Annotated in this window: 27 protein-coding genes; 8 read left to right on the forward strand and 19 right to left on the reverse strand. The window is 70.2% G+C overall.

The window, feature by feature from the left end:
- Window positions 1-118: 118 nt before the first annotated feature.
- The 7 genes from ribB to AB0J91_RS08250 all read right to left on the reverse strand — a co-directional run bounded on the left by ribB (window position 119) and on the right by AB0J91_RS08250 (window position 5,948).
- On the reverse strand, window positions 119-1,219 hold the full coding sequence (gene ribB, locus AB0J91_RS08220) for a 3,4-dihydroxy-2-butanone-4-phosphate synthase (protein ID WP_363865365.1): 1,101 nt from the start codon (window positions 1,217-1,219) through the stop codon (window positions 119-121).
- Between the two features lie 88 nt (window positions 1,220-1,307).
- Window positions 1,308-2,351 (reverse strand): LLM class flavin-dependent oxidoreductase, encoded by a 1,044-nt coding sequence (locus AB0J91_RS08225; protein ID WP_363865367.1) that lies wholly within the window; start codon window positions 2,349-2,351, stop codon window positions 1,308-1,310.
- Window positions 2,348-2,560, reverse strand: coding sequence for a tautomerase family protein (locus AB0J91_RS08230; protein ID WP_363865369.1), 213 nt, complete (start codon window positions 2,558-2,560; stop codon window positions 2,348-2,350). Before AB0J91_RS08230 ends, AB0J91_RS08225 begins: the two co-directional genes overlap by 4 nt.
- Window position 2,561: 1 nt before the next feature.
- The gene (locus AB0J91_RS08235; RefSeq protein ID WP_363865371.1) at window positions 2,562-4,049 is read right to left on the reverse strand and encodes an aldehyde dehydrogenase; all 1,488 of its coding nucleotides are present in this window, start codon (window positions 4,047-4,049) and stop codon (window positions 2,562-2,564) included.
- Window positions 4,042-4,773, reverse strand: a complete 732-nt coding sequence (locus tag AB0J91_RS08240; protein ID WP_363865373.1) for an alpha/beta hydrolase — start codon at window positions 4,771-4,773, stop codon at window positions 4,042-4,044. Before AB0J91_RS08240 ends, AB0J91_RS08235 begins: the two co-directional genes overlap by 8 nt.
- 6 nt (window positions 4,774-4,779) lie before the next feature.
- Entirely contained in the window at window positions 4,780-5,331 is a 552-nt protein-coding gene (locus tag AB0J91_RS08245) for an amino acid synthesis family protein (protein WP_363865375.1), read from the reverse strand.
- On the reverse strand, window positions 5,328-5,948 hold the full coding sequence (locus AB0J91_RS08250) for an amino acid synthesis family protein (protein ID WP_363865377.1): 621 nt from the start codon (window positions 5,946-5,948) through the stop codon (window positions 5,328-5,330). The genes AB0J91_RS08245 and AB0J91_RS08250 overlap by 4 nt, the downstream gene beginning before the upstream one ends.
- 376 nt (window positions 5,949-6,324) lie before the next feature.
- Between AB0J91_RS08250 and AB0J91_RS08255 the strand changes: the two genes are divergently transcribed.
- The 3 genes from AB0J91_RS08255 to AB0J91_RS08265 are packed head-to-tail and all read left to right on the forward strand — an operon-like array spanning window position 6,325 to window position 7,991.
- Window positions 6,325-6,753, forward strand: a complete 429-nt coding sequence (locus tag AB0J91_RS08255; RefSeq protein WP_363865379.1) for an ester cyclase — start codon at window positions 6,325-6,327, stop codon at window positions 6,751-6,753.
- 32 nt (window positions 6,754-6,785) lie between these two features.
- Window positions 6,786-7,277, forward strand: a complete 492-nt coding sequence (locus AB0J91_RS08260; protein ID WP_363865381.1) for a flavin reductase family protein — start codon at window positions 6,786-6,788, stop codon at window positions 7,275-7,277.
- A 48-nt stretch (window positions 7,278-7,325) separates the two neighbouring features.
- Window positions 7,326-7,991 carry a GntR family transcriptional regulator gene (locus AB0J91_RS08265; RefSeq protein WP_363865383.1) on the forward strand — a complete coding sequence of 222 codons (666 nt, stop codon included), beginning with the start codon at window positions 7,326-7,328 and terminating at the stop codon, window positions 7,989-7,991.
- Window positions 7,992-8,540: 549 nt separating this feature from the next.
- Here AB0J91_RS08265 and AB0J91_RS08270 read toward each other — a convergent pair.
- The 6 genes from AB0J91_RS08270 to AB0J91_RS08295 are packed head-to-tail and all read right to left on the reverse strand — an operon-like array spanning window position 8,541 to window position 14,636.
- Window positions 8,541-9,830 carry a UDP-glucose/GDP-mannose dehydrogenase family protein gene (locus AB0J91_RS08270; protein WP_363865385.1) on the reverse strand — a complete coding sequence of 430 codons (1,290 nt, stop codon included), beginning with the start codon at window positions 9,828-9,830 and terminating at the stop codon, window positions 8,541-8,543.
- Between the two features lie 28 nt (window positions 9,831-9,858).
- Complete coding sequence (locus AB0J91_RS08275; RefSeq protein WP_363865386.1) at window positions 9,859-10,587, reverse strand: hypothetical protein; 729 nt, start codon at window positions 10,585-10,587, stop codon at window positions 9,859-9,861.
- Complete coding sequence (locus AB0J91_RS08280; RefSeq protein ID WP_363865388.1) at window positions 10,578-11,264, reverse strand: SDR family oxidoreductase; 687 nt, start codon at window positions 11,262-11,264, stop codon at window positions 10,578-10,580. Before AB0J91_RS08280 ends, AB0J91_RS08275 begins: the two co-directional genes overlap by 10 nt.
- Window positions 11,248-12,609: a PfkB family carbohydrate kinase gene (locus AB0J91_RS08285; protein ID WP_363865390.1), complete on the reverse strand. Its 1,362-nt coding sequence runs from the start codon at window positions 12,607-12,609 to the stop codon at window positions 11,248-11,250. The genes AB0J91_RS08280 and AB0J91_RS08285 overlap by 17 nt, the downstream gene beginning before the upstream one ends.
- Window positions 12,610-12,624: 15 nt before the next feature.
- Window positions 12,625-13,632 carry a glycosyltransferase gene (locus tag AB0J91_RS08290; RefSeq protein ID WP_363865392.1) on the reverse strand — a complete coding sequence of 336 codons (1,008 nt, stop codon included), beginning with the start codon at window positions 13,630-13,632 and terminating at the stop codon, window positions 12,625-12,627.
- The gene (locus AB0J91_RS08295) at window positions 13,629-14,636 is read right to left on the reverse strand and encodes a glycosyltransferase family 9 protein (protein ID WP_363865394.1); all 1,008 of its coding nucleotides are present in this window, start codon (window positions 14,634-14,636) and stop codon (window positions 13,629-13,631) included. The genes AB0J91_RS08290 and AB0J91_RS08295 overlap by 4 nt, the downstream gene beginning before the upstream one ends.
- 304 nt (window positions 14,637-14,940) lie before the next feature.
- Here AB0J91_RS08295 and AB0J91_RS08300 point away from each other — a divergent pair, with 304 nt between their 5' ends.
- The 3 genes from AB0J91_RS08300 to AB0J91_RS08310 are packed head-to-tail and all read left to right on the forward strand — an operon-like array spanning window position 14,941 to window position 17,104.
- Window positions 14,941-15,798, forward strand: coding sequence for a glycosyltransferase family 2 protein (locus AB0J91_RS08300; protein WP_363865396.1), 858 nt, complete (start codon window positions 14,941-14,943; stop codon window positions 15,796-15,798).
- A complete protein-coding gene (locus AB0J91_RS08305) occupies window positions 15,795-16,211 on the forward strand; it encodes a GAF domain-containing protein (protein ID WP_363865398.1) in 417 nt (138 codons plus the stop codon). The genes AB0J91_RS08300 and AB0J91_RS08305 overlap by 4 nt, the downstream gene beginning before the upstream one ends.
- 2 nt (window positions 16,212-16,213) lie before the next feature.
- Window positions 16,214-17,104, forward strand: coding sequence for a glycosyltransferase (locus AB0J91_RS08310; RefSeq protein ID WP_363865657.1), 891 nt, complete (start codon window positions 16,214-16,216; stop codon window positions 17,102-17,104).
- On the opposite strand, the gene AB0J91_RS08315 is transcribed toward AB0J91_RS08310, so the two are convergent.
- Window positions 17,092-18,492, reverse strand: coding sequence for an MFS transporter (locus AB0J91_RS08315; protein WP_363865400.1), 1,401 nt, complete (start codon window positions 18,490-18,492; stop codon window positions 17,092-17,094). The two genes, AB0J91_RS08310 and AB0J91_RS08315, sit on opposite strands and share 13 nt — an antisense overlap.
- Window positions 18,493-18,840: 348 nt before the next feature.
- On the opposite strand from AB0J91_RS08315, the gene AB0J91_RS08320 reads away from it, so the two are divergent.
- Window positions 18,841-19,017, forward strand: a complete 177-nt coding sequence (locus tag AB0J91_RS08320; protein WP_363865402.1) for a hypothetical protein — start codon at window positions 18,841-18,843, stop codon at window positions 19,015-19,017.
- Between the two features lie 248 nt (window positions 19,018-19,265).
- A complete protein-coding gene (locus tag AB0J91_RS08325) occupies window positions 19,266-20,159 on the forward strand; it encodes a polysaccharide pyruvyl transferase family protein (protein ID WP_363865404.1) in 894 nt (297 codons plus the stop codon).
- A gap of 117 nt (window positions 20,160-20,276) precedes the next feature.
- Here AB0J91_RS08325 and AB0J91_RS08330 read toward each other — a convergent pair whose 3' ends face one another.
- The 5 genes from AB0J91_RS08330 to AB0J91_RS08350 are packed head-to-tail and all read right to left on the reverse strand — an operon-like array spanning window position 20,277 to window position 26,176.
- Window positions 20,277-21,203: a glycosyltransferase family 9 protein gene (locus AB0J91_RS08330; RefSeq protein WP_363865406.1), complete on the reverse strand. Its 927-nt coding sequence runs from the start codon at window positions 21,201-21,203 to the stop codon at window positions 20,277-20,279.
- Window positions 21,200-21,775 carry an SIS domain-containing protein gene (locus tag AB0J91_RS08335; protein WP_363865408.1) on the reverse strand — a complete coding sequence of 192 codons (576 nt, stop codon included), beginning with the start codon at window positions 21,773-21,775 and terminating at the stop codon, window positions 21,200-21,202. Before AB0J91_RS08335 ends, AB0J91_RS08330 begins: the two co-directional genes overlap by 4 nt.
- Window positions 21,772-23,004, reverse strand: coding sequence for a glycosyltransferase (locus tag AB0J91_RS08340; RefSeq protein ID WP_363865410.1), 1,233 nt, complete (start codon window positions 23,002-23,004; stop codon window positions 21,772-21,774). The genes AB0J91_RS08335 and AB0J91_RS08340 overlap by 4 nt, the downstream gene beginning before the upstream one ends.
- Window positions 23,001-24,542, reverse strand: coding sequence for an HAD-IIIA family hydrolase (locus AB0J91_RS08345; protein ID WP_363865412.1), 1,542 nt, complete (start codon window positions 24,540-24,542; stop codon window positions 23,001-23,003). Before AB0J91_RS08345 ends, AB0J91_RS08340 begins: the two co-directional genes overlap by 4 nt.
- Window positions 24,539-26,176: a carbamoyltransferase C-terminal domain-containing protein gene (locus tag AB0J91_RS08350; protein ID WP_363865414.1), complete on the reverse strand. Its 1,638-nt coding sequence runs from the start codon at window positions 26,174-26,176 to the stop codon at window positions 24,539-24,541. Before AB0J91_RS08350 ends, AB0J91_RS08345 begins: the two co-directional genes overlap by 4 nt.
- Window positions 26,177-26,248: the final 72 nt, after the last annotated feature.

The raw sequence follows: 26,248 nt of genomic DNA on the forward strand, positions 1-26,248 counted from the left end.
GGCTTCCGGGTCTCCACTCATGCTTGCGCGACCCGAACGTCGTCCAGACCCCCCGCGATATCTGGACCGGACGACGCGAAAGCCCGCATCCCGAACGAGATGCGGGCTTCGACGGCCGTCAGCCCTGAGCGACAACCCCGACCTCATACGGCACCTGGTCGTACGATCTCGCCGCGGCGAGATCCACGTCCTGCCACTCCGCCTCAGCAGTCGCGATCTGACCTCCGGCCTGGAGGTCAGCCAGGATCCAGTCCGCCACCGGGGACAGATCACTGGTACGCGAAGCGCACGACCGCGCCTCGCCGCGCAGGTACACCACCACGCCTTCGCCCTGAGCTGCGAATCGGCGCATCGCGTCGTCGAGGTCACGACCGCACCCGCACGCCTGGCTACGCAGAACGTCACCAACGAGGCATTCGTGGTGAACGTGCACCGGAGTGGTCGTGCTGACCCGGTGCTCCTCGTCCGCGATGAGTGCCAGGTGCTCGGCGTGGTCTCGCCCCGAATAGCCAACAACGTGAAATCGTCCGTGCTCGGTGGGAAGCGAGGTCGACACCACTCGCTGCACGAGCGGTTCCGTGCTCTGCCGGTAGCGGACGAGATCATCGATGGAGATCATGACGAGGTCATGCTCGGCGGCGAAGCGCTCCAGTTCCGGGCCGCGCGCCATGGCGCCGATCTGTTCGGTGGAGACGATCTCGCAGAGCGCACCTGCCGGATGCAGTCCGGCCATCCGCGCGAGGTCGACCGCGGCTTCGGTATGTCCTCGTCGAGCGAGCACGCCGTCTTCCTGGGCGCGTAGCGGAACGACGTGTCCTGGTCGCTGGAAATCGTCCGCGGCCACCGCCGGATCCGCCAGGCTCGCGATCGTCCGAGCGCGAGCTCTGGCAGAGATTCCGGTGCCGTTGTCGCAGCGATCGACAGCGACGCAGTAGGCCGTTCGATACGGATCGTCGTTGTCGTGGTGCATCGGTGGCAGGTCCAGCCGTGCGCAGTCCGAACCGGTCAGGGCAACGCAGATGAACCCCGATGTGTGCCGCACCATGAACGCCAGGAGCTCCGGAGTTGCTCGCTCTGCGGCGAAGATGAGGTCGCCTTCGTTCTCGCGGTCGAAATCGTCGACCACGATCACCGGGCGCCCTTCGGCGATCGCCGCCAATGCCGCCTGAACACGGACAACGCTGCGATCAGTGAGAAAGGACGTCATCAGAGGATCCATTCAGATTGCTGTGATACTGACCCGCCGGGCGAACTCGCGCATCGCCCGACGGTTGTCGGGCGATGCGCGGACGCGGTAGCGACTCGTGCTATTGGAACGCTGGCACCACTTCGTCGATAAAACGCTTCAGAGAAGCGCGCTTGTCCTCGTGGGACATGCTGTTGTCGGTCCAGAAGCTGAACTCGTCAATGCCGAGCGCCTCGTACTCCTTGAGCCTGGTGATGACCTCCGCAGGCGTCCCGATCATCGCGGTGCGGTGCAACGATTCCGGCTCGAACTCCGGTCGGTCGGCGAACTTCGACTTCGGACTCGGCTCGAGGAACCCGTTCGCGGGCACGGCCTTGTTACCGAACCACGCGTCGAAGGTGCGGTAGAACTTCGAGATCGCCTCGGCTGCGGGACGCCAGCCCTCGGGCTCATCCGGCGAGTGCACGTAGGTGTGGCGCAGCACCATGATCTCCGGCTCGGCCACTTCCGGGTGGTTGGCGACGGCGGTGTCGAACTTCTCCTTGAGGGCGGCGACCTCCTCGTAGCCCTTCATCAGCGGAGTGACCATCACGTTGCAGCCCTGCTCCACCGCGAAGTCGTGCGATGCGGGGTCGCGCGCCGCGACCCACATCGGCGGCGTCGGCTGCTGGACCGGCTTCGGAACGCTGGTCGCGGTGGGGAACTGCCAGATCTCGCCGTCGTGGGCGTAGTCGCCCTGCCACAGCGCTCGCACCGCGGGGACGAGCTCTCGGAGGTGGGTGCCGCCGTCGGTGGCTTTGGTGCCGGGGACCATGCGGTCGAACTCGACCTGGTAGGCGCCGCGGGCCAACCCGACCTCGGCCCGCCCATTGCTGATGACGTCGAGAAGCGCCGACTCCCCCGCCGCGCGAATGGGGTTCCAGAAGGGCGCGATCAGCGTTCCCGCGCCGAGACGGATCGTGCTGGTCTTGGCCGCGAGATAGGAGAGCACCGGGTAGGGGTTCGGCGAGATCGTGTATTCCATGGCGTGGTGTTCGCCGACCCAGACGGTGCCGAATCCGCCGGCCTCGGCCATGAGCGCCAGCTCAGCGAGGTTTTCGAACTGCTCGCGGTGAGTGGTCTGCTCGTCCCAGCGTTCCATGTGGGCGAAGAGGGAAAACCTCATTGTTCATCCTCCGGTGGTGTTTCAAACATCTCCGCGATGGTGCGATCCCCTGTGGCCCAGTGCGTTCTGGGAACCTCACGCACGATGACGCGGATGTGTTCGGGGCGCGTGCCGACGGTGGCGAGCACCGCCTCGTGCACGGCGGTCATCATCGAGCGGATCTGCTCTTCCGAACGTCCCTGTGCAAGAGTCACTTCGACGAGCGGCATCTCAGCTCCGCATCACGAACGGGTCCGGAACGGGACCTTCGTCGGTGTTGATCCAGACGCTCTTGAGCCTGGTGTATTCCTTGATGGTCTCGGCCCCGTGCTCGACCCCGACGCCGCTGCTCTTGAAGCCCTCGCGGGGCGACATCGGCGACATCGCGCGGTAGGTGTTGACCCAGACGGTGCCGGCGTCGAGCCGGTCGGCCATCCGGTGCGCGCGGGCGAGATTCGTGGTCCACACACCGGCGGCGAGGCCGTACTCGGTGTCGTTGGCGAGCGCGACGACCTCGTCCTCGGTGTCGAAGGGCATGATCGCCGCTACGGGGCCGAAGATCTCCTCGCGCACGACCCGCATCCCGTTGTCGACGTCGACCAGGACGGTCGGCTCGTAGAAGAAGCCGCCCAGCCCACCATCGCTGGCCTGACCACCGGTGAGCACCCGCGCGCCTTCGCTGCGGCCGAGCTCGACGTAGGATGCGACCTTGTCCCGCTGGTCCTCGAAAGCGAGGGGGCCGAGTTCGGTGTCGTCGGCGAGCGGGTCGCCCATGCGGATGCTGCGGGCCCGTTCGGCCACCCGCTCGAGCAATTCATCGTAGACCGAGCGGTGAGCGAACACCCTGCTTCCGGCGATGCACGTCTGACCGGCGGCCGCGAAGATCCCGGCCACAACCCCGGTAGCGGCGTTCGCGACGTTGGCGTCGTCGAACACGATGTTCGGCGACTTGCCACCCAGTTCGAGCGTGGAACCGATGAACCGACCTGCCGTGGCCGACGCGATCCGCGAGCCGGTGGCGGTGCTGCCGGTGAAGGAGATCTTCGCCAAACCCGAGTGGTCGACGAGGGGCTGCCCGGCCTCCGCGCCGAAGCCGGTGACGACGTTGACCGCCCCCGGTGGGAATCCGGCCTCGATGGCGAGTTCGGCCAGACGCAGGACCGTGGCCGAGGTGTACTCGGACGGCTTGATCACGACCGTGTTCCCCACGCACAGCGCCGGGGCGAGCTTGCTGCTGGTGAGCGTGAGCGGGGAGTTCCACGGTGTGATGGCGCCGATCACGCCCAGCGGCTCGCGCATCGTGTAGTTGATGACGCGACGATCGGAGGTGGGGATGACATCGCCCTGGATCTTGTCCGCGAGACCGGCGTAATAGTAGTAGCACTCGGGCAACGTCGCGAGCTGACCGCGCATCTCCCGCAACAGTTTTCCGTTGTCGAGGCTCTCAGAACGGGCAAGTTCCTCAGCGTTCTCGCCGATCAGGTCGCCGAGCCGACGCAGCAAGTGGCCGCGGCGCGTCTGACTGAGCGCCTGCCACCGAGGATCCTCGAACGCCGCGCGGGCAGATCGGACGGCGGCCTCGACGTCGCGGGCGTCGCCACGCGCCGCTTCGTACACGGTCTCGCCCGTGGCGGGGTTGGTGCTGGTGAAGTACTCCCCCGAGTGCGATGGTGTCGGCTCACCGCCGATGAAGTGGTGAAGCCGTCGGATCTCAGACATGGGCATACCTTCTGAGGAAGTCGGACACGCTGGTGACGAGTTCGCGGGGTTTCTGGATGGGAAGCATGTGCCGGGCGCCCGGGATCACCGCCGCGGTGCAGTCCGGGATCGTCCGCGCCAGGCGGTGGGTCATCTCCGGCGTGGAGCCCGGGTCGAGCTCACCGGTAACCGCCAGCGACGGAACGCGGATCTCACGCAGGTGCGGGGCGATCTCAGCGTCTCCCGTCGCGAACACCCGGTAGCAGTGCACGAAGCTGTCCGGATCGTTGGCCGACAGGATTGCCTCGGTCGCGCGGATCCACTCCTGCGACACGTCGGTGCCGTCGTACCAGCGGTGCAGGGAGGCAGCCGTGCTGGCCGCGAGATCCTGCGTGGCCGAGTCCAAACGGCGCAGCACCGCTGCGCGCTCGTCCTCGGTGCGCTGGCAGACGGAACTGACCGAGGTCAACGTGGCGACCAGCTCCGGGCGGTGCACCGCGAGGTGCTGCGCCACGAGCGCACCGAGCGAGAAACCCACCACGTGCGAGCCGGGCGGGATCTCATCGACGACCCCGTCCGCCAGATCGGCGAGGGTTGTGCCGGCCAACGCCGGCGGCCGGGTGCCGTGACCTGGCAGATCAGGCGCGACGATCCGGAAGTCGGCCCGGAGCAGCCCGGCGACGGGCTCCCACACGGAGTGGTCGAGCCCCACCCCGTGCAGGAGGACGAGTGTCGGCGCCGCCATGGGTGACTACTGCTCGGTCTTCAGCGAGGCGAGACGCTGCTGCGGGCGACCCTGCGAGGCAGCGGCGAGCGCCACGACGATCTCATCGGCGTGCGGCGCATCGGCGATGCGAACCTCGACGGTCTGGTGGTGCGAGCGGATCGTCGCGTCGGTGATGTGCTTGAGCGGGATGTCGAAGACGACCCCGGCGGGGGCGCGCTTCTCCACCGCGGGCAGCAGGGTCGTGGCGTTGGCCGCCTTGCGGAAGTGGTCGCCGAACTTCAGCGTGTGGATCAGCGCCGAGCCGTGCTCGACCTCGCCGTCCAACCCCACGATGGCCGCCTTGCCGTAGGCCTCTGCCGGCCCTCCCAACGCGGCCAACACGCGGGGTGCCAGCAGGGCACCCAGGTCCGAGGCGTTCGCATCGATGCCGGGTGCGAGGTCCTCGACGAAACCCTGCCCGTTCCACGGGTTCTCGATGATGGCGGCCACGACAGCCACGCGGGCCGCGGGCTCGACCGGACGGCCGCCCTCCGCGTGGGTCTCCTCGACCACGGTGACGATCTTGCGCAGGTTCATGACAGGGAACTCTCCAGCTTCTGTGCGGTGACGGCGGGGTCGGTGGTGCGATCCCCGATTCGAGGATGCGGGCGGGGCCCGGTCGAGGCAGCGGCGATGATGACCAGCTCGTCGGACAGCGGCGCATCTGGGATGCGAGCGGTCACGGTCTGGTAGTGACTCCTGGTCGCCGCGTGGGTCTTGTGCCACAGCGGAACCACCAACGTCGTGCCCGCCTCCGCGCGGGCGTCGGCGAAGCAGATGATCGACTCGCCCTCGAGGAACTCGCGCATCAAGTTGCCGAAGTACGGGGTGTGGATCAGGGCACCCCCGTGTTCGATCTCGCCGGCGTTGCCGACCACCGCGGCCTTCCCGAAGGCCTCGATGGCATCGACGCTGCCGAGGGTCTCGATCAGGTGGCCGGTGAGGACACGTGCCAGGCCCGGTGCAACGCGGAGCACCTCGGGCGAGAGGTCTCGCGATGGGCCCGTACCCAGCCACGGATTCCGCAGCACCGCCGCGACGCTGGCCTGAGCAGCAGGGGCCGCCGGCCGCTCGCCGGCTTCTGTGACGACCTCCTCCCGGTAGACGACCACCTTGCGTAGGTCGAGCTCGTCGACCTTCAATCCCTCTTGCATGCCACAGAAGGTAGCTTCGGTCAGCCCAGCGGTCAATAACCGGAGAGACCACCAGGCGCCCGCGGAGCCACTTGGAGGGCAGGCTGAGCGGCCCATTTGCGCCATAAATCCAGCTAGATTGACCATCCCAGGCGCCCAGCGATGAGGCCGCGTAGCCCACCATCAGCCCACCCGTTGACATACAAGTGTGGCCCGGCCTACTTTCTCTTGCATGCCACAGGCGTGGCCTAGAAGGCGGTACCCGAGCACCGGGCTTCCTTCACCACTGCCATGCAACAGGACCTGTCCCCCGGGCCACGACGACGTCGAGCCTTCGAAAGCACGAGCGCGGTCTCGCCCGCACCCACGCGACCACCGAACCGAAAGGAGACATCGCATGTCCGACGCCGACGCGCGACGGGAACGGATCCAGCGCGCCTGGGAAGCCGCATGGGACCGCGGCGACGTCGACTCTCTCGACGACCTGCTCAGCCCCGACTACCGCAGGCACGAGAGCGCCGGGGCAGTGCACAGCCTCGAGCAGTTCAAGGCGTCCATCCTGTCGACCCGGTCCGCGTTCCCAGACCTGACGACCGTCATCGACGAGATCATCATCGAGGACGACCGCGTCGCCATCCGCTGGCACAGCACCGGTGCGCACGAACACCCGTTCCTCGGCGTGCCGGCTACCCGCCGTTCAGTCGCGGTCAACGGAGTCAACTTCGCCCGCTTCGACGGCGACCTGATCGTCGAGGAGTCCGTGACCTGGGATCCGCGCGCCCTGCTCACCGCGCTCGGCATCATCTCCGTCGGCCAGGACGGGTGAGCACCATGACCACCAGCACGAGGAACACCACGATGACCATTCCCGACCTGGACCTGATGAAGCAGGTCAACCGCCAGTTCGTCAGCGGCGTCACCGTCGTCACCGCGCTCGATGACGACACGCCCCGAGGACTCGCGGTGAACGCCTTCTCCAGCATCTCGCTCGAACCGCCGACGGTCATGGTCGCCGTCCAGCACACGTCCTCCACGCACGACTGCCTGTTCCGGACCGACCACCTCGCGATCAACATCCTCTCCACCGCGCAGGGCGACGTGGTGAAGACCTTCGCCACCAAATCCGCGGACAAGTTCGCCGGTCTGGACTGGAGCCCGGGCCCTCACGGCAGCCCGCTGATCGCGCGCAGCGCTGCACAGATGGAGGTGGCGATCCGCGAGCGCCTGCGGGCCAGCACGCACACCGTGTTCATCTGTCGCGTGGAGCACGCCACGGTCACGGACCTCCCTCCGATGGTCTACAGCGCGGGTAAGTTCTTCGACGGAAGTGCGCTCGACCCCCTCGCATGACCCCGGGGGCTTCGGTCCGAGTCGGCAGGCTTGAAGAGGAGACGTGCAGTGGGCGGCAACAACGGTGCGAGCACGGGTTCAATCCAGGCTCGGCTGATCGCCGAGATTCGGCGCCGGATCATCGACGGCGAGGTGCAGCCGGGGATGAGCTTGTCCGAGCTGGCGCTCGCGGAGGAGTTCGACGTCAGCCGGACACCCGTGCGCGAGACCTTCAAGCAGCTCCAGACCGAGGGACTCGTCGAGATCCGCCCCCGGGTGGGCACCTTCGTGACCGCCCCCTCACGGCGCGAGATCACCGAGCTGTTCGAGATGAAGGAGCTCCTCGAAGGCGCTGCCGCCAGGCTGCTGGCTCAACGCGGACGTGTGCCCGAGCTGGACCAACTGGAGGAGAACCTGAGGCAGGCCGACATCGCCGTCGCCGCAGACGACCGGAAACGCTACGCCGAGCTCGTCGAGGAATTCCACGAACTCATCATCGTGGGTGCCGACAACCGCAAACTCGAAGGTCATTACCGCACCTTGATGAACCAGCTGGCCTATTCCCGTCTCGTCACCACCTCGCTGAGCCAGCCCGGTCGCCCCAGCCAGTCAGACCGCGAACATCACAACGTCGTCGAGCTGGTCATGTCCAAGGACGGCGACAGCGCCGAGCAAGTCATGCGAGAACACGTCCGAGCCAGCCGCCGAGCACTCCTCGCAGGACTCCGGACCTGACCATGCCACGACCGGCCCCTGCTCAGCCGCCGACCAGGCTGACGCACAATCGATCACCACATCTAGGCACTTCAGGTCCAGCCGGTGGTCGCCAGCCTCTTCGAAACGACCATCCAACCGAGCTGCGCAGCTCGACAATCCGAGCAGCTGGCCCGCCCAACGCTCGCTCCGCATCTCGGCAACGCCCGCCCGTGTTCCCGCCTCACCTGACCGATGCGTCGGTCAGCACACCGGCAGCGAAAGCTGTGTCCCGCTGGGTGGCGGTGCTGTTGGCGCCGCTTCCGGCGGTAGCTCTTCAATCAGCACCGCGCAGATCCGCGCGATGACCTGCGATCACCCGAGCCCCGTCCCAATGGCCGGTACCCGATTTCAGACAACACACCCCTGCGTCCGGGACCGCTAGGTACCAGTCGAGCCGGAGCCAGCTCCCGAGGAACGCGACGACCTCCGCCGCCATGGCGTGCGCGCAACAGCCGGGAACCTGCCGGTGCTGCGCGCGACGTGGACGGTGCGAGCCGTCCACCTCGAACTCGTGGCCCGCTGATCACATCACCGCAGCGTGCGTCCGATTCCTCGCCAGGTCATCCCCTCGCGCGTGAGCGCGCGAGGGTCGAGCTGGTTGCGAGCGTCGACGAGGACCGGTGCCCGCATCACCTCGGCGACCTTCGCCCAGTCCAGCACCGCGAACTCAGCCCAGTCGGTCAGCAGCACCACGACGTCAGCGTCCTCCGCGGCCAGGTACGGATCGGCGACGCACCGAATCCGCTCCACCTCGGACCGCTCCGCGCACGTCGGGTCGTAGCCGCGCAGTCGCGCGCCCAGGTCGGACAGCATCCGCGCCACCGCGAGGGCCGGTGAGTCGCGCAGGTCGCCCGTGCCCGCCTTGAACGTCAGACCGAGCAGACCGATCCGCGCGCCCGACACGTCACCGCCGCAGCAGTCCACCACCTTGCGCACCACCCGGGCCTGGTGGTGCGCGTTCGCGCGGACCGCGGCGCCCAGCAGCGGAAACTCCACGCCGGCGGCGTCGGCGGTGTGGAGCAGCGCTGCGGTGTCCTTCGGCAGGCAGGAACCTCCCCAGCCCGGCCCGGCGCTCAGGAACGACGGCGCGACCCGGTGATCGCGCTTCATTCCCTCGGTGACCACGTCGATGTCGCCGCCGGTGCGCTCGCAGAGCTCGGCGAGGTCGTTGACGTAGGAGAGCTTGGTGGCCAGGAAGCCGTTGGCGGCGTACTTGACGAGCTCGGCGCTGACCGGGTCGATCAGCATTGCGCGCGCGTCCAGCGGCTCGTAGAGCGAGGCTACGCGCTCGGCCGCCTGCTGCTCCTCGGCCCCGACGACGACGCGGGCCGGGTGCAGGAAGTCCTGGACCGCGAAGCCCTCGCGCAGGAACTCCGGATTGCTGACCACCGCTACGTCCTCGCGCCCCAGCAACCGGGTGAGACGCATCGCCGTTCCCACCGGCACGGTCGACTTGGTGACCACCACCGCTCCGCGCGGCAGCAGCTCGCGGACCTCGCCGGCGACGGTTTCCACGGCGCTCATGTCGGCCGCGCCGTCGGCGCCCATCGGCGTGGGCAGGCACAGGAACACGATCTCGGCCACGGCCACGGCCCGCGCGCTGTCCTGGGTGAAACGCAGGGAGCGTGCGGCAACCCCCTCCGAGACGAGCTCGCCGAGGTCGGGCTCGCGGATCTCCACCTCACCCCGGGCCAACTTCGCGACCTTCTCCCCGTCGACGTCGCAACAGGTCACGTCGTGGCCGAGCCTGGCCAGGCACGCGCCCGTGGTGAGGCCGACATAGCCGCAACCGATGACGACGACCCGTCCCGCATCCATCCGCTCCTCCTGCGAAAACCCCTCGTCGTCACAAGGTTTCGAGCTCCCCGAGCACCGGTGGCGGTTGGTCCTCTCGCAGCCGCGTCGCAGGTCCGCGCCGTGGCGGATCCCCACGCTGCTCGGGGTCGGCACCGATGCGCGGGTCGGCCCGGACGCACTCGATCACCCTGTCCACGTCCGCTCCGACCGCACGGCACAGTTCGGCCAGCTCGTGGAAGTACTCGCGCTCCACTTCGAGGAGCCCGTTGGTCGCGTGCAGCACCAGGTCGGCGCTGTCGACGTCGCAGTGCAGCGGCGGCACGGGCACACCCGCCAGAACCACGTCGGCGCGCACGAGCGCTTCGGCGTCGTCGGCGCCGAGCACGGCGAAGTCCGCGCTCAGGAAGTCCTCCAGCGCAGAGCCTTCTCGCAGCAGCTGCGGGTGGCTCACCACCGGCCTGCCCAGCGCTGCCTGGAGATCCCGGGTGCACTCCCACGGCGGGAGCACGCAGTTGATCACGGCGCTGCCCGGTGGGGCGGTGACCTCCTCGGCGCCGCAGACGAACACCGCGTCGGGATCGGCCAACTCGCCGAAGCTCAGCGCACTGCTGCGGCGCAGGCTCCGCATCAGCTCCTGCAGCCGCGGTTCGCTCGCCGACACCGCCGGGTCCGGGCGGGCGCAGCTCGTCCGGAGACCGCTCCAGGCCAGGCCGGTGGCGACCGCGATGGCGGTCAGCCCGTCACCCAGCACGCGGGCGCGCAGTTCTCTCACGGCCATGACGATTCCTCCGAGTGGCACACGACGAGCTCGCGGACCTCGCAGCCGGCCGGCTGCCGCAGTGCGAACAGCACCGCTTCGGCCACGTGCTCGGGCCGGTTGAGCTTGGCGTCCTGCGGTGGCTTGTACTGCTCGGGCCTGCCGTCGAAGAACGCGGTGCGCATGCCGCCCGGCACCAGCATCGTCACCCCGACCCGACCGCTGAGCTCGGCGGCCAGCGCCCGGGAGAGGCCGACGACCCCGAATTTCGAGGCGCAGTAGGCCGATGCGTCGGGCAAGCCCTTGAGCCCGAGAGTGGACGAGCAGGTGACCACCGTGCCCCAGCTCTCCTCCAGGTACGGCAAGGCGGCCCGCACGACGGCGGCCGTCCCCAGCAGGTTGACCTCCACCACGCGTTCCCAGTCCTCGGCGGGAACTGACTGCAGCGAACCGCAGGTATCGGTGCCCGCAGCGGTGAACACACCGTCGAGACCACCGGCTGTGTCAGCCATCTCGCGCACCGCTCGCTCGGCAGCGCGCCTGTCGGCCAGATCGACCTGGGCGTACTTCACCGAAGCCGAGGGCACCTCGCGGTCGAGGACCAGCGGGGTGCCACCGGCGGCGATCACCGCATCGACGACCGCCGCACCGAGGCCCGAAGCGCCTCCGGTGATCACTACATTACCCGGCCCGTTCATGGAGTTCCTCCCGATTGACGTCCAGTTCCAGCAGGTTCCGCAACATCCGGGTGGTCGAGTACCCGCCGACGAGCGGGACCCGGACGATTTCGCCGCCGTACTGCTCGACCACCTTCGCCTCGGGCAGCCGAGACGGTTCGTAGTCACCGCCCTTGACCCACACGTCCGGTCTGATGGTGGCCAGCAGCTCGCACGGGGTCGTCTCCTCGAAGACCGCGACTGCGTCGACGGATTCGAGCGCCTCCAGCAGGCACTTGCGGTCCTCCACCCCTACCAGCGGGCGAGGAGCGCCCTTGAGCCTGCGCACCGAGGCGTCGGAGTTCAGGCAGACGACGAGGGCGTCACCGAGCCGCCTGGCCTGATTGAGCAGGTCGACGTGGCCCGGGTGCAGCAAGTCGAAGCAGCCTCCTGCCGCGACGAGCCTGCCGCCGCGCTCCCGGACCCGCTCGACCACGTCCAGACCGTTCTCGGACACCGGTCGGTCGCCCGCGGTCCAGGCACCGGCGCCGCCGCAAGCGACGAACCGGCTGGCCGCCAGCACCGCGTCGGCCACGGCGTCCGATGTGGTCTCGCCGCGGGCCAGCGCGAGGGCGGCGGCGACGGCGAAAGCGTCCCCGGCGCCGCAGGTGTCGGTCGTGGTGTCCAGCTCCGGCGCTGCGACGAGCTCGCAGCTCGGTGCCAGCGCAGCGCCGCGCTCGCCCATGGTCACCGCTACTGCTCCGCACTCCCACTCACGCCACAGCGCCATCGCGCCCGCCGGTTGCGCGGTCATGTCGCTGAACCGCATCGCTTCGGCTTCGTTGGGCACCACGAGGTCCGCCCGGGCCACCGGCGCGGCTCCTCGCGGGTGCGGGTCCCAGATCATCGGTGTGCCGGGCGGCAGGCGGGAGAGCTCGTGGCGCAGCCGGGAGTTGCTCGCGGCTCCGCGACCGTAGTCGGCGACGAGCACGGCATCGGCGCTGCGGAGCTCTCGCACGACCGCCGGCCCCGGGACCACGTCCGGCACGACTCCCGTCCCGGAGTCCAGCCGCACGACCGATTGGCCGCCGGCCCGCACCCGGGTCTTGCTGGGCGTCCCACCGGTGAAAGGCAGGTCCACCAAGCGGACGCCGGTCGGCAGCAGGCGGTCGATCTCGTAACCGGCGGGATCGGCACCGCGGCCGCTGATCAAGGTCACCTCGATGCCCTGGTCCGCGGCCAGCACCGCGGCGAGCGCGGCTCCTCCGGGCCTACCGCGTCTCGACTCGACGTCGACCACTGGAACGGGCGCGTCGGGGCACAGGCGAGAGGCGCTCCCGGTCAGGTCCAGGTCCAGCAGGGCGTCGCCCACGACGACGAGCTTCACGTCGACCTCCTCGGGTCACCGGCGCACTTCGTGCAGAAGCGCCGTCCAGTCGGTCAAGAACCTCTCCAGCGAGTACCTGCTCAGCGCCGCTCGGCGGGCCGCCTCGCCGGCTTCCCGTGCGCGGTCCGGGTCAGCGGTGAAGACGGCGACCGCGTCGATCAGCGTGTCGATCCGAGTGGAGACGACCCCCGCTTCCGGTGGTACGGCTTCGGAGACCTCGGTGGCCGCGACGGCCACGACCGGCATGCCCAGGTGCATGGCCTCCAGCAGCGCCAGCCCGAGCGAAGTCCACCGGTAGGGGTGCAGGTACACGCGGCGGGCGGCGAGTTCGGCGTGCATCTTCGGCTGCGGCAGGTCTTCGTGGGGCGTGATGCGATCGCAGCCCAGCACCTGCGGGAGCTCTCGCACCTGCATCCCGAACACGTCCAGCGGCGCCCCTCTGCTCAATCGGGGCAGCAGGTCGGTTCCGGCGATGTGACTGCGCCGCACCGGCTCGTTGACCACCACCCCGGCGTGCGGCACGGTTCCGGTCCAGCGGTGGCCGGGATCGACGATGCCGTGCTCGATGACGGTGTTCGGCGCTCGCCCGTTGTCCCACCACATCTGGTTGAAGTGGGTGACGTGCGCGATCGGGATGTCCTCGCGGTCGGCCACGGGGTGTCTGTTGGGGCCCGCGGGACCGCGCGGGGTGTCGTGCTCCACGTAGACGGCCGGGAGGTCGACACCGGGTCGGCGGCCGGTCCACAGCCGGGTGAGTTCGAGCTCGTCGGTGCGTTGGAGCACCACGACGTCGATGCGCTCGTCGTGCAGCCGGCCGGGTTCGACCTCCACGGCGTTGTCCGGCCACGTGACGGTCTGCGAGCGCCCTCTCCCGTCGGGCCCGCGATCGGCGGTGGCGGGCACCAAGTACGTATGCGGCCCCTGCACGAACGACGTAGTCCACGACCCGTGCCGGTGCCACACCAGGATTCGCAGTCCTCCCTGCGGAATCGGCTCGGTGGCGGGTGTTCGGAAGCTCGTCATGACGTCACCTCCACGACCGCGGCGGCGACCTCTTCCGAGGTCACCAGCGTCAGGCACGGGTGACCGGGCACCGGGCAGTACCGCGCGCGGGTGTTGCGGCACGGGGCGAGCTGTTCGCCGAGCACGACGCGCGGAACGCCGTAGGGAGCCCAGCGGGCCGCGCTGACCACGGGTGCGAACAACGAGACCACGGGTGTTCCCACCGCGGCGGCAAGGTGCGCAGGCCCTGTGTTGGGCGCGACGACGGCGTCCGCGCCGTCGAGAACCGCCGCCAGCTCCGGCAGGTCCGTTCGCCCGCCGAGGTCGACGCCGGAGTGCCCGGCCACGTGCGCGGTGAGCTCCCCGTCGGCCGGTGCGCCCGTGATCACCACCGTCCATCCGGCCGAAGCCAGTCGGCTCACCGCCGCTCGGCAGCGGAACATCGGCCACTCCCGCGCGGGCACCGAGGCGGCGGGATGCACCACGACGTAGCCCCGCTCTCCGACGAGGTGGCCTACGTCGGGAAGGGGGCGGCGCACCGCCAATCTCCCGTCGTCTCCGTCCGGCAGTTCGAATCCGGCGGCGCGTGCCAGCGACAGCGCGCGTTCGGGCTCGGGCGGATCACCTTCGACCCGGTGCCGCACGTCCAGCAGCGAGCCCGGGTAGTCCTCGCTGATCGCCGCGATCCGCTCCACACCGGCCATCCGCAGCAGCAGCGCCAGCGGCAGCGCGGTCTGGTGGAACGAGGTGAACACCACCGCCGAGTCGGCGTCGATCTTGCACAGCACCTCGGAGAACTCGTGGATCGCCGATTCGGTGACCGGCGGTGGTTCCGGGTCGATCCACGGCGCGCACCAGGTCACGACCTCGTCCACACCGGGCAGCATCTCCGCCGCCGCAGCACCGCGCGGCCCGGCGAGCATGACCACGGATTCGGCGTGCGCCGCCACGGCCCGCACCGCCGGACCCGCGAGCAGCACGTCACCGAGGTTGTCCTGGCGCGCGACCAGCACCCGGCCCTTCACCGTCCCACCTCGGCGCGGTGCCGCAGGCGGGGAAGACCTGGTGCTGCGTGCCGAACTGGAACGAGCACAGCCGTGCCTCCCGCGTTCGTGCTGCTCGGTGCGATTGGCGTCCGGTACCGGCGACACCCGTCCATACCGCTACCCAGTGAAGCGACTCCCCTACACATGTGCGCACGAGTTTCGCCTCCGCAGGAGGCGATCCGGGGCGTTCGAGCACTCTGTGCGAGCGACTGCGGGTTTTTCGCGCCCGGTGCGGGTAACCGCGAGAAGGTGGCTCTCCGCCGCCGTTCTCCGGGAGTGCAGAATGGATCGACGAATCAACACCGACGTGGTGATCGCGACGCGCAACCGGCGCGACGAACTGCTCCGCACCGTGCGCAACCTCCTCGACCTGCGTCCGCGCCCGCGGATCGTCGTGGTCGACAACGCCTCGACCGACGGCACCGCCGAAGCGGTCGCGGAGCTGCATCCACGCGTGGAGTTGATCCGCGCGCCGCACAACCTCGGGGCGGCGGCGCGCAACCTCGGTGTGCTGAGCTGCCGGGCGGAGCACGTCGCCTTCAGCGATGACGACTCGTGGTGGGAGCACGACGCGCTGCCTCGCGCCGAACACCTCTTCGCCGCGCACCCCAGCGTCGGGTTGATCGCGGGCAAGACCCTGGTCGGCGAGCTCGAGCGCACCGATCCGGTCAACGACCTCATGGCGCGCTCACCACTGCAGAGCTCGGCGGAGCTGCCAGGCCCGCGAGTGCTGGGTTTCACGGCGTGCGCAGCCGTTGTCCGGAGACGAGCTTTCCAAGAGGTCGGCGGCTTCGACCCGATGCTCTTCTTCGGCGCCGAGGAGAAGCTGCTCGCATGCGATCTCGCGGCTGCGGGGTGGGAACTGGTCTACGCCGAGGACGTCGTCGCTCACCACCACCCGTCCGACGCCCGGTTGAGCCGTTCCGACCGGGAAGCCCTGGAGCTGCGCAACAACCTGCTGATCGCCTGGATGCGCAGATCTCCGTCGGTGGCGACGTCCGAGACGCTGCGCGCCCTGCGCCGGTCCCGGCCTGCCGTCGCCGGTGCGCTGCGGCGGTTCCCGATGGCGATGCGCCGCAGACGGCGGCTCCCCCGGCGAGTTGAAGGTGAGCTGACCGCCGTGGAGTCCCAGACATCATGACGACCTACGAGATCCGGTCCCATGCCGCCCAGCTCTCCGAACTGCTGGGGCACGTCCCGCACGCCGACATGGCGGTGCTCGGCACGACCGCCCCGGAGCCGGCGCTCCTCGCCCACACCGACGAGCGTGCTCGGTTTCTGGAAGTCGACCAGCTGCGCACCGGCAAGGGTCCGAGCGTGGAGGTGGCCACCTCGCAGCGCGCGGTTCTCGCCGATCTCAACCAGATCAGGACCTACTGGCCGGACTTCGCCCGCCGGGCCCGCGAACTCCGGCTGCACAGCCTGCTCATCGTGCCGTTGGAACCCGCTTTTCCCGCCGGTGCGCTGAGCCTCTACGCGCACCGCTCGCACGCGTTCGACGACCACGACGAGGACGTGGTGCGCCGATCCCTGCCCGACTTGGTGCTGGGGTGAGCGTGTTCGGGACCACAGTGGTCATCGCGACGCACGAACGCCGCGAGGAGCTCCTGCGCACCCTCGACCACATGACCGCGCTGCCCGACGCCGCACCGATCATCGTGGTCGACAACGCCTCCCGCGACGGGACGGCTTCCGCGGTGCGACGGCACTTCCCCGAGGTCGACCTTCTGGCGCAGGACCGCAACCTCGGCGCGTGCGCCCGCAACGTCGCCGCCGACCGGGTCCGCACCCAATACGTGACCTTCTGCGACGACGACACCCGCTGGCAGCCGGGTTCGCTGCGGCGGGTCACCGGGCTGCTGGACCGCCACCCCGAGATCGGCGCGGTCATGGGCCGCTGCCTGGTCGAACCCGATCTCGTCGAGGACCCGCTGACCCCGGAGCTGCGCTCCTCGCCGGTGCCCGCGCCGCACTGGCTGCCCGGGCCGGCGTTGCTGAGCGTGATGGCCGGGCTCACCACCTTCCGCACCAGCGCCTTCCGCGAAGCCGGAGGGTTCTCCGAGCGGCTGTGGCTCGGCGGCGAGGAGGAGCTGCTGGCCCTGGACCTGGCAGCGCGGGGCTGGTGGTTGTGCTGGTCGCCGGACGTGTTGATCCACCACGCGCCTTCCCGCGCGCGGGACCCCCGACGGCGCAGGGGCCTCGGCATCCGCAACACGCTGCTGACCGCGTGGCTGCGCCGACCGGCTGGTAGCGCCCTGCGTCGCACCACCCAGGTCCTCCGTTCGGCGCCGAAGGACCGGTGCACGACCTCCGCGGTGCTGGAAGCGCTGCGGTTGTGCCGGTGGGTGCTGCGGGAACGCCACGTGGTGCCGGCCGAGGTTGAACGCGGTCTGCGCCTGCTGGAGGAGCCGCAGCACCATTCCGCCGCGCGCCGCTACGTGGGCTGATGCGCACGCTCGCGGGCGGCGCGACGACGTCCGCCGGTGATCCGCTGCCCCGGTCGCGGCCACCGCGGCCCGCGACCGGGTCGCGCAGTCGCTCTGCCGGGCAGCGGTGGGTGCACGGGCTGCGGTGGCGTGGGGTGCACCCCGGCCAGCCGCGCCCAGCGCTGCTCGGCGGGCATGGCGCGGCGCTGCGGGGAACGGGCGAACAGCAACCAGGCCGCGGCGGTGGCCACCACCGTGGCGGCGCCGGCGATCTCCAACGCCCGTCCGGGGCCGGCGAACTCCGACAGCCAGCCCAGCAGCGGGCCGCCGATGGCGCCGGAAGCGGCCGTCACGATCCCCTTGGCCGCCAGGACTCGACCGCGCATGTCCTCATCGGTGTCGAGCTGGATGCGGGTGCTGGTGGCGGTGTCGAGCACCACCGCACCGATCGCGATCGGCACCAGCAGCGTCGCGAAACTCCACAGGGTGGGCGTGGCGCCGCTGAAGAACTGCAGGACGCTGGTGCCCAGCGCGCTCCACAGCACCACCCGCAGCGTCAAGTTCTTGCAGGCCGCTGCGACGAAGCCGCCGAGAACCGTCCCGGCGGAGAAGATCACCGACAGCATTCCGTAGCCCTCGGGCCCGGCCGCGAGCGGGCCTTCGCTCATCGCCGCCATCGTGACCTGGTAGTTGCGCCCCAGGCAGGACAGCACGAAACCGAGCAGGAACATCAGCACCAGCGGCCGGTGGCTGAGCACGTACCGGATGCCCGCCTTGATGCCGGTCCGCTCCGCCGTGCTCGTGGCGAGGTGGAACATCCCCTCCGGGCGGACCTTGGCGATCGCCAGCAGCACAGCGCCGAAGCTCACCGCGTTGATCACGAACAGCAGCGGCACGCCGGTGACGGCCACCAGTGCGCCGGCCATCCCCATGCCGAGGATCCGGCCACCCGAGCTCAGGATCGACCCCAGGCCCAACGCGTTGCTCAAATCCTCGCGCGGCACCAGCTGCGAGCCGAAGCGGCCGAGGGCAGGGCCGTCGAAGACCGTCACCACCCCGCCGGCGAGCGCCAGCGCGTAGACGGCCGACAGCGGGCCTTCGACCCACGCCACCCCCGCCAGCACCAGCGCGAGCACGCCGTGGAGTGATTGGGTGACCAGCAGCACGCGCTTGGTCGGCCACCGGTCGGCGACGGAGCCGGCCACCGAGCCCAGCAGCACACCGGGCAGCAGTTGGAACAGCAGAGAGAGTCCGAGCAGTCCGGGCGAACCGGTCTTGACGAGCACGAACCAGTTCAATGCGAGGTTCTGCATCCACGCACCGGTGACGGAGACGAGATCGGCGAACGCCCAACGGCGGTAGTTGGGGTGTCGGAGCGCGCGGAACATCGGGGCCACGGCTGCGCGCACGTGGAATTCCTTTCCGGAAGGCGAATGGTCGATTTCCGGCGCAGGTGGGCTCGGAAACCGACACGAAGGTGCCACCCGATTCGCCGAGATCGACACGTTTTGTGCCCGGGCTCTCAGCAATTCCGGCGAAATTTGAAATGGTCCCCACGGATAGCCGAATGACTGGCCACGAAGAGTCAATGACTGGCGCATTCGACCTTCACCGAGAGTGAACCGCCCCGCGCCGGGTTTGACCACTTCCGCCGCTGCCAACCCGAGAGGTGCGAGCGGAAATCCGCGACGAGGAGAATCCCATGGCCGGCGAACCCGAAAGCCCGGTGAAGGATCAAGAACTACAACCTCATCACCGTGTTGCAGTTGTCCTCGCACCACGCCTGGATGCTGGACCAGTACGTCAAGGATGCCGAGTCGCAAGGCGATGACGAACTCGCCAAGTGGCCGCACCGGATTCAGGACAACAATCTGAAGGCTGGTGAACAGGGCGAGCAGAGGCTGCTGAAGCGACTTCAGTCCGAGAACGGTTGAGAGGAATCAGCACCATGCCCGGTGAACGTCTCCGGCAGTTGACCGAGCGAGTGCGCAGCGGGCTCGCGCACGCACGCCCGCGAAGTCGAACGAGAACGCTTCCTCCGCCAGGAGAAGCATCGATCCGGCCGGGTGAACTCGCTGCTCGAGGCCGGCCCGCGCGTCCCGCCGGGGTCGGGACCCCACAAGAAGCGCTGATGGTGGTGCCCCGGAGGACCGGGCACCACCTCTTTCACGAGGGAGGCTCGATGCGAGCGCTGGTGACGGGGTGGGCGAGCTTCCTGCACGGGGAAGCCACCGCTGGTGATGTCGCGAGTCTGCACCGGGTGGCCGCACGGCTGGCCACCGACGGCATCGACCACGAGATCGTGCTCAGCCCCGAATTCGCCCCAGGCGCAACGCACTTCGACGATGCTGATCCGAACGACTACACTCACGTCATCTTCTGCTGCGGACCCGTGCACGGCTGGCAGGTCGAAGAGCTGCACAGCCGGTACTCGGGGTGCACGCGGCTCGCCGTGGGTGTCTCCGTGATCGACCCGGAATCACCCGCCACCAAGGGCTTTCACACGCTCCTGCCGCGAGACGGCCCATGCCTGCGCGCGTCACCGGACCTCGCCGCCGGTCTGGACCCTCGCGGTACGCCGGTGGTGGGAGTCGTGCTCGCACCGGCGCAGCCGGAGTACCGCGACCGCACCAGGCACGACGAGACGCACGAGATCCTGCGGCGCTGGTTGGCCGGACTGGACGCAGCGCGAATCCCGCTGGATACCCGGCTGGCTCGCGGCGATTGGCGGTTGTGCTCGACGCCCGAAGCGTTCGCCGCCCTGGTCGAGCGCACAGACGTCCTGGTCACCACACGTCTGCACGGACTCGTTCTCGCGCTGTCCGCAGGCGTTCCCGCGCTGGCCGTCGATCCCATCTCCAGCGGGGGCAAGGTCACCGCGCAGGCGCGCGCGCAGGATTGGCCCGCGGTGATCGGCGCCGACGAGCTCTCGGAAACCGAGCTGGATCGCTGGTGGCGGTGGTGCAGGTCCGACGAGGGTGCCTGCCGAGCCGCTGCGGCCCGCCGCTCGGCAGGCACCGATTCGAGTCCGCTGGACGCGCTGGCACGCCACCTGCACGCCGCCGCGCTCGAGTGACGACCAACGCGCGCGTCAGGCCAGTTCGGATGACCGAAGAACGTCGCGAATCCGCTGGGCAGCTGGCTGAGCACGTGGTTGAGCTCGCCGCCGCAACGGCCGACGAGCGAGCTCGGCTCACGCCTGCCGCACCGCTCCGCGCGCAGCGTCGATCACCTGCCCGGTCGTGATGGCCAGCAGTCCGGGATTCGGTTCGGAGGCGAAGGTGTCGCCGCTGCACCCGTGCCACAGCGCGACGTGCCGGGTGTCGGCAGGCGGGCCCCAGCAGCGGGGTGCGACCGGCCCGAACAGCACCACCGACGGTGTCCGGAAAGCGCTGGCCAGGTGCGCGATGCCGGTGTCGCCGCAGATCAGCAGGCGGGCGTGGGCGACCAGAGCGGCCAGCTCGCGCAACCCGGTACGTCCGGCCAGCACGGAGTTCGCCGGCAGTCCTGCGAGCTCCGCCACCCGCGCAGTGCGCACGCGCTCGGATTCGGAACCGGTGAGCACCACGCCGAAACCGGCGTCCGCGGCCCAACGCGCCACCTCGGCGTAGCGGTCCACCGGCCACAGCCGAGCTCCGTGACTGGCCCCCGGGTGAACGATCGCCACGCCGGGTCGGGGGCCGTCCAGCGGCGTCGGCAGCAGCAGGTCGTCCGGCTCGGCGTCGATGTCGTAGTGCCGCAGCAGCCGGCACCAGCGCTGCCGCTCGTGCTGCTCGGCCTCCCAGTCCGGGCCGGCGACGGGGGAAGCCGCCGGGTGCCGGTGGGAGAGGACCCGGCGAGCTCCCGTCGAACACACCGCGCGCACCGACTCCGGCCCGCTGCCGTGCAGGTTCACCGCGACGTCCGGACCGGGTCGCTCCCAGCGGAAGTCCGCCAGCCCGGCGGTGGGCACCCACTCGTCCACGTCGGGCAGCAGGGGCAGCAGCTCCGCCAACGGTTCGGGTGCGGCCAGCAGCACCACGTGGTCGGGGAAAGCGCGCCGCAGGCCGCGCAACGCGGGCACCGCGGTGAGCAGGTCTCCCAACCCGAGGGCGCGGAGCACGAGAACGGTGTCGATCACCGATGTTCCGGTACCCGATCGACCGTCAGCGCGTCGAACTCACCGCACAGCGCGTGGATCAGCGCCAGGTGGATCTCCTGCACCGTGGCCACGCCGGGCGCTTCCACGGCTATCCCGTCATCGCAGACAGCGGCGAGATCGTTGGGAGCAGGCCCGGTCAACGCCCAGGTCAGCACACCCAGCTCCCGCGCGGTCTTGGCCGCGGCGAGCACGTTCTGGCTGCGGCCGCTGGTGGACAACGCGACCAGCACATCACCGGAACGGCCGTGCGCGCGCACGGCCCGAGCGAAGACCTCCTGCTCGCCGTAGTCGTTGAGCGTGGCGGTGAACGCCGAGGTGTCGGCGTGCAGCGCGATAGCCGAGTACGGCCTGCGATCGCGGAGAAACCGCCCGGTCAGCTCACCCGACAAGTGCTGCGCTTCCGCAGCGCTGCCGCCGTTCCCGCAGGTCAGCAAGCGCGCTCCAGCCGTGAGGCGGTCCGCGAGCGTGCCCGCCCAGCTCCGCAGCTTCGGCGCTGTGGAGCTGATCCGCCACGCGGCTGCGCCCAGGTCTTGGAAGTGCTGCTCGATCACGGTGCTCCCCCTCCCGGCGCGGCGGCGACCGCGGCCCGCTTGGACCGCGCCGCACGCACCTGCTGGTAGATGTCCTCGGCTTCGCCGACGAGCCGATCCCACCCGTAGCGAGCCCGAACGCGTTGCGCGCCTGCGGTTCCCAGCTCCGCGCGCAGGCCCGGCCGATCCAGCAGCTCCCGCACGGCACGGGCGGTCGCCGTCGGATCGTGCGGTGGCACGTGCAGTCCCGTCCTGCGGTCGACGACGGTGTCGAGATGACCCCCGACCGCGCTGACGACGACCGGAACCCCGCAGGCCATCGCCTCCGGCGGCACGGTGCCGAACGGCTCGTACCACGGCACGCTGGCGACGACGTCGACCGACCGGTAGAGGTCGGGCGCGTCGTCGTGGGGCACTGGGCCGAGGAACTCGGTGCGGTCGGCGACACCGGATTGACGCGCCACCGCCTGCAACCGGTTGACCTCCGGATCGTCAGGCCACTCCCGCTCCGGCGGCCCGCCTGCGATGAGCAGCCGGGCGTCGGGGAGATCGCGCATCGCCCGGATCATCACGTCCACGCCCTTGCGCTCGACCAGCCTGCCGATGCTCAGGATTCGCGGGGCACCGCGCTTCGGCTCGCGCGGCGCGGCCGGGAAGAACCGGTCGACGTCGATGCCGCACGGCAGCACGGCGGTGCGTTCCGGTGCCACGCCCATCTCGGCGAGCTCACCGACCTCGTCCGTGCAGGTGGCGAGGACGAGGTCGGCCGCACAGGCGATCTGCGCTTCCCACTCGACGCGGCGCGGCGGGCTGGTGTCCTTCGCCCCCTGCTCGCGGCGCTTGACACGGCCCAACGCGTGGAAGGTCTGCAACACCGGCACGCCGAGTCCCGCGGCGCCGCGCTGCGCGGCGAGCCCGCTCATCCAGAAGTGGGCGTGCACCAGGTCCGGCGGTCGACGCCCCCAGTCCTCGGCGAGCCGCGCGGCGAAGGCGTCCATGTGGGGCAGCAGTTCGTCCTTGGGCACCGGCGCGGACGGACCGGCCGCCACGTGCCGGACCGTGAAACCCTCGTCCGTGCGCACCCGCTCCGGAAGCGTCGGCGAGTCGCGGCGGGTGTGCACGACGACGTCGTGGCCGCGCCGGGCGAGCCCGGTCGCCAGTTCGGCCACCTGCACGTTCTGCCCCCCGGCATCGGCTCCTCCGAGAGCCGCCAGCGGGCTGGCGTGCTCGGAAACCATGTCGATCTTCATCGCGGCACCTCCTGCCGGACGGGACGCCGCGTCGCCGCGCGCACCCGGCCGTCCCGCAACACGCGGGCCACGGCCGCCTCGAGGGTCGGTGCCACCTCGGCTTCGACCAGCGCCCTGGTCGTCTCCTCCGTCCTGGTCCGCTCGGTGGGCACCAGGATCGCCCTGGCGCCCGCGGCCAGCGCTGCCGCGACGTCCGCTCCGGTGTCGCCGATGACCACGCAGCTCCGCGGCAGCACGCGCAACCGAGCGGCGGCTCGTTCGATGAGCCCAGGTTTCGGCTTGCGGCAACCGCATCCGTCGTTCTCGTCGTGCGGGCACCACTGCCAGATGTCGAACGGACCCAAAAGCCGCTGCACCGCTCCGTTGACGGCGGCGACGTCCTCGTCGCGGAGCAGTCCGCGCGCCACTCCGGACTGGTTGCTCACCACACCGATCGGGATGCCGGCCACCCGGAGCCGGTCCAGCGCTTCCCGCGCTCCGCTGACTGGACGCACGCGGGCCGGGTCACCGTTGTAGGGGACGTCGTGGACGAGCGTGTCGTCCCGGTCGAACAGCACCGCAGCAGGCATTTCCCTCGCGTCCGCGCGTACTTCCACCTCGCCGCGCAGTCGGTGCAGGCACGCTGCGGGCGGGATCAAGACGCTGGTGACCAGCATTCGAGCCACCTCGTTCGGCGTACCGGGTCCCGGAGCGATCCGGCGGGCTGCGAACTCAGCGGTCAAACCGAGCCACACAGCACCACCGCAGGTGGCGGCTCGGCGCGCGCCGAGCGCCGAAGCCACGAGCGCGATCCCGCCGGCCACCGTGATCGCCAGGTGACGGCGGATCCTGCCCGGGCCTTCACCGATCCGCATGCGCCACCGCTTTCCGTACTTGCGGCGCATGATGGCGTTGTCGGCGTTGCCCCGTTGCGCGCGCACGCTGGCGAAGAAGCCCGCGGGGCGCGCGGGGTGGCTGGTCACACGCGCGCCGTTGACCAACCGCCACCCGGCGGCCTGCACCCGCAGCGCCAGGTCGGCGTCCTCCCGGAAGGCGCGGCGGAACTCCTCGTCGAAGCCCCCGCATGCCGACAGCACCTCGCGCCGGTAGGCCATGTCGGCGGTGATCCACAGCGCGTCGGTGAGCGCGGCGGTGTCGCGTTCGCCATCGGTGGGCCGCCGCTCGGTCGGCATCGGGACGACGATCTCAGCCTGGCAGGCCCCCACGTCCGGACCGACGTCGAGGTCGTCCTCGATCTGCTCGCGCCAGCCCGCGGCGGGCACGACGTCGTCGTCCAGGAACACGACCCACTCAGCGTCCGCTTCGCGCCAACCGATGTTGCGCGCTGCGGCAGGACCGCGTCCACCGGAACGCACGACGCGGATCGGCAGCTCGCTGCGCGGCAGCGGAAGCGGCTCGCGCTGGTCGGGCCGGTCGTCGACCAGCACGACCTCGCGGGGTCCGGGGCCGCGCCCGGTGTCGAGGGCGGCCAGGGTTCCAGCGAGGCTGTCCCGGCCCATCGTCGGGATGACCACCGCGTAGTCGCCGTGGGCGGTCATGACCGCTCACTCCCGCGGCGGACCACGAACGGCCCGATCACGAGCAGGTCGATCGGCGACGCTCCGAAGCACTCCAAGGCGTCGACCGGGCTGTCGACCATGGGGCGTCCCGCGGTGTTGAAGCTGGTGTTGATCAGCGCCGGGACGCCGGTGCGAGCCGTGAAGGAGTCGAGCAGCCTGGCCACCAGGGGCTCGGCGGCCCGGTCGACGGTCTGCGGCCGCGCGGTGCCGTCGATGTGCACGGCGGCGGGTATGCGGTCCTGCCACTCCGACGTCACGTCGTGCACGAACAGCATGTGCGGGCTGGTCTCCGGCCCCCGGGTGAACAGCTCGCCGGCGCGTTCCGCCAAGACCATCGGTGCGACCGGGCGGAACTGCTCGCGGCCCTTGATGTCGTTGAGGCGCTCGACGTTGTCGGCGTTGCCGGGGTGGGCGAGCAGGGATCGGTGTCCGAGCGCACGCGGGCCGAACTCGCTGCGCCCCTGGAACCAGCCCACCGACTCGTCGCGCGCCAGCGCTTCGGCGGCGACCTCGGCGACGTCGCTGGGGCGTTCGTAGGCGAGTTTCGCGGTGCGGAGGGAGTTCTCGATCTCCTCGTCGCTCCACCCGCGCCCGAGGTCGGCGCCGGGCATCGGCCTGATGGGCTCGTCGTGCTGCGCAGCGACCTGCAACGCGGCGCCGAGCGCGGTGCCCGAGTCACCCGCCGCGGGTTGCACCCACACCTCGTCGAACGGCCCTTCGCGACTGATCCGGGTGTTGGCCACGCAGTTCAACGCCACTCCCCCGGCCATGGCCAACCGACCTTCCCCGGTCGCCTCGTGCAGCCACCGCGCGAGGTCGAGCAGCACTTCCTCCACCCGGACCTGCACGCTCGCGGCGAGCTGAGCGTGCTTGTCCCCCAACCGTTCCTGAGCGCTGCGACGGGGAGCCCAGCGCTGCCAGTCGATGGGCTCGATCTCGTAGTGCCCGTCCCCGGTGCTGCGGACCAAGTTCCTGAGATCCGGCAGGAACACGGGTTCGGCGTAGGAGGCCAGCGCCATCACCTTGTACTCGTCGCTGGAGCGGCGGAAGCCCAGGTGCTCGGTCAGCTCCTCGTACATCAGGCCGAGCGAGTGCGGCAGCCGCTGCTCGGCCAACGTGGTCAGCCGGCCGCCGGTGCAACGTCCGGCGAGTCCTGAGGTGCTCTCACCACGGCCGTCGGCGGTGAGCACGGCGCAGTCGCCGAAGGGCGCGGCGAGCGCGGCGGAGGCGGCGTGCGCGACGTGGTGCGGCACGCACACCACCGCGTCGCGGTCCAGACCGGGAAGCGCGGTGGCCAGGAAGTGCGGTGCCCGTTCGGCGAAGATCGTGCGCAACCACTCCCACGCGGGGTCCAGACCACCCACCGTGTCGTCCACCAGCGCCGGGTCGTAGGAGAATGCCACCGCGTCCAACTCGGAAGCCTGGATCCCGCCCTGGCGCAAGCACCACGCCGCGGCCTGCTCGGGCTGTTCCCACGCCGAGAACGGAACGGGCGTCTTGCCGTGCTTGCGGCGGGAGAAGCGCTCCTCCTCGGCGGCGGCCACGGTGCGGCCATCGACCACGAGCGCGGCCGCCGGATCGTGGAAAACAGCGTTGATCCCGAGGATTCGCACGTTCGTCCTCCCGTCGTGCGCGGTGCTCACCGAGCGCAGGCCCTGGTCCGTCCTGCCTATACCGCTACCCTG

Source organism: Saccharopolyspora sp. NPDC049357 (assembly GCF_040677225.1).
Lineage (GTDB): Bacteria > Actinomycetota > Actinomycetes > Mycobacteriales > Pseudonocardiaceae > Saccharopolyspora.

Excerpts from the sequence above, each read along its gene's own strand:
- ribB (WP_363865365.1), bottom strand. The coding sequence starts at position 1,219 with ATGGATCCTCTGATGACGTCCTTTCTCACTGATCGCAGCGTTGTCCGT.
- AB0J91_RS08225 (WP_363865367.1), bottom strand. The coding sequence starts at position 2,351 with ATGAGGTTTTCCCTCTTCGCCCACATGGAACGCTGGGACGAGCAGACC.
- AB0J91_RS08230 (WP_363865369.1), bottom strand. The coding sequence starts at position 2,560 with ATGCCGCTCGTCGAAGTGACTCTTGCACAGGGACGTTCGGAAGAGCAG.
- AB0J91_RS08235 (WP_363865371.1), bottom strand. The coding sequence starts at position 4,049 with ATGTCTGAGATCCGACGGCTTCACCACTTCATCGGCGGTGAGCCGACA.
- AB0J91_RS08240 (WP_363865373.1), bottom strand. The coding sequence starts at position 4,773 with ATGGCGGCGCCGACACTCGTCCTCCTGCACGGGGTGGGGCTCGACCAC.
- AB0J91_RS08245 (WP_363865375.1), bottom strand. The coding sequence starts at position 5,331 with ATGAACCTGCGCAAGATCGTCACCGTGGTCGAGGAGACCCACGCGGAG.
- AB0J91_RS08250 (WP_363865377.1), bottom strand. The coding sequence starts at position 5,948 with ATGCAAGAGGGATTGAAGGTCGACGAGCTCGACCTACGCAAGGTGGTC.
- AB0J91_RS08255 (WP_363865379.1), top strand. The coding sequence starts at position 6,325 with ATGTCCGACGCCGACGCGCGACGGGAACGGATCCAGCGCGCCTGGGAA.
- AB0J91_RS08260 (WP_363865381.1), top strand. The coding sequence starts at position 6,786 with ATGACCATTCCCGACCTGGACCTGATGAAGCAGGTCAACCGCCAGTTC.
- AB0J91_RS08270 (WP_363865385.1), bottom strand. The coding sequence starts at position 9,830 with ATGGATGCGGGACGGGTCGTCGTCATCGGTTGCGGCTATGTCGGCCTC.
- AB0J91_RS08275 (WP_363865386.1), bottom strand. The coding sequence starts at position 10,587 with ATGGCCGTGAGAGAACTGCGCGCCCGCGTGCTGGGTGACGGGCTGACC.
- AB0J91_RS08280 (WP_363865388.1), bottom strand. The coding sequence starts at position 11,264 with ATGAACGGGCCGGGTAATGTAGTGATCACCGGAGGCGCTTCGGGCCTC.
- AB0J91_RS08290 (WP_363865392.1), bottom strand. The coding sequence starts at position 13,632 with ATGACGAGCTTCCGAACACCCGCCACCGAGCCGATTCCGCAGGGAGGA.
- AB0J91_RS08300 (WP_363865396.1), top strand. The coding sequence starts at position 14,941 with ATGGATCGACGAATCAACACCGACGTGGTGATCGCGACGCGCAACCGG.
- AB0J91_RS08305 (WP_363865398.1), top strand. The coding sequence starts at position 15,795 with ATGACGACCTACGAGATCCGGTCCCATGCCGCCCAGCTCTCCGAACTG.
- AB0J91_RS08325 (WP_363865404.1), top strand. The coding sequence starts at position 19,266 with ATGCGAGCGCTGGTGACGGGGTGGGCGAGCTTCCTGCACGGGGAAGCC.
- AB0J91_RS08340 (WP_363865410.1), bottom strand. The coding sequence starts at position 23,004 with ATGAAGATCGACATGGTTTCCGAGCACGCCAGCCCGCTGGCGGCTCTC.
- AB0J91_RS08345 (WP_363865412.1), bottom strand. The coding sequence starts at position 24,542 with ATGACCGCCCACGGCGACTACGCGGTGGTCATCCCGACGATGGGCCGG.